The organism is Microcystis sp. M53603_WE2 (assembly GCF_030065435.1).
The window spans coordinates 1-1430 of sequence record NZ_JASJFF010000527.1 but is presented as its reverse complement, the minus strand read 5'-3'; the positions used below and the strand labels follow the sequence as shown (position 1 = coordinate 1430).

Genomic DNA, 1430 nt, shown 5'->3' with positions numbered 1-1430 from the left:
GCAAGCCAGAGATTTTGATGAACACCTGAAAACTTTACCCTTACTCGATCGATCCGAGGAGATTTTACCGGCAATTATCGAGAGATTGCAAGGAGAGATGATCAACTGTTTAGGCGATAATTGGGTAAAAACTTGGTCTGTGGGTTTACCTAGCTGGGAAAATACCCCCAATCACATCAATATTCGTTCTATCCTCTGGTTACGCAATCTCGCTATCGCCTACGATATGATTGACTTTGCGAGGGCCAGATACAATCTCTTGGGGAATGGGGGTCATTGGTTCCCCGGTCAACAGGCAAAAGAGGTGGAAAAACTCGATTTAACTGCCTGTTTAGCCGCTAGTCCCCACGCTGATAAAATTCCCTATCTTCTCGCCGAAACTCATCGATTATTGTCGGGAGAGACGGTACAACGCTTAAGCAGTAGTTAATTAGGGCTTGCTGAATAAATCTAAAAACCTTGTTGGATAAGGCTTTTAGACTTTTTTTCCCTCAAAAAGTGCCGACCATTGGAGGGATCGGGGGTAAAATTCAGATACTTTTTCCCTGAAAATTAGGTAACTGACTACCTCAAAATCGGTAAAACCCTACACCCCACACCCCACACCCCACACCCTGCCCCCACGAAAAACTTTTTGCCGCAAACCCTAATTAAAATTCGATGCCGGGTTGCGCTTTCACTCCCTGTTGACGAAAGGGATGTTTAATTAACTTCATTTCCGTGACTAAATCCGCTATCTCGATTAATTCGGGTAAAGCTCCTCTACCAGTGAGAATAACGTGAGAATTAGCGGGTTTTCGGGCTAAACCAGCGATAACTTCCTGAATATCCAGATAGCCGAATTTAAGGGCGATATTGATCTCATCGAGTAAAATTAATTGATATTGGGGATTTTCGAGAAAAGTTAGGGCTTTTTGCCATGCTTCTTCGGCTTTCTCTATATCTCTTTCTCTATCTTGGGTTTCCCAGGTGAAACCTTCCCCCATTGCATAAAACTCGATTTGTTCCCCCCAAACACTAAAAATCTTTTGTTCGGCAGGTTCCCAAGCACCTTTGATAAATTGTACCACCGCCACTTTGTAACCATGACCGAGGGAACGTAAAACCATACCGAGGGCTGCCGTGGTTTTTCCCTTGCCATCGCCGGTATTAACGATAATTAAACCTTTTTCAGCGATTTTTTCGGCTAAACGTTCCTCTTGGATGACCTTGCGGCGCTGCATTTTTTCTTTGTATTGTTCGGGAGTGAGTTGCATTCAAGTCTGTCCAGTCAAATCAAGATAATTGTAACTCAAGGGGTTATCGATCGCTGTTTGCAGATTTTAGCTGGCTAAATTGTCTGGGGGTTGATGCCTAATTCTCGTAATTTTGCCGCTAATCTTTCCTTAGCTTGTCGTTCTTGTTCTTTTTCTAAAAGAGCCTGTTCTTTT

General features: G+C 43.4%; 1 protein-coding gene and 2 pseudogenes. 1 reads left to right on the top strand and 2 read right to left on the bottom strand.

Going from position 1 to position 1430, the window contains the following annotated elements:
- A pseudogene (locus PX481_RS10950) lies at positions 1-430 on the top strand (aldo/keto reductase); the annotation flags it as partial.
- A 220-nt stretch (positions 431-650) separates the two neighbouring features.
- On the opposite strand, the gene cobO reads toward PX481_RS10950, so the two are convergent.
- Complete coding sequence (gene cobO / locus PX481_RS10945; RefSeq protein ID WP_002760003.1) at positions 651-1256, bottom strand: cob(I)yrinic acid a,c-diamide adenosyltransferase; 606 nt, start codon at positions 1254-1256, stop codon at positions 651-653.
- Between the two features lie 74 nt (positions 1257-1330).
- Positions 1331-1430 (bottom strand): annotated as a pseudogene (locus PX481_RS10940) (Uma2 family endonuclease); the annotation flags it as partial.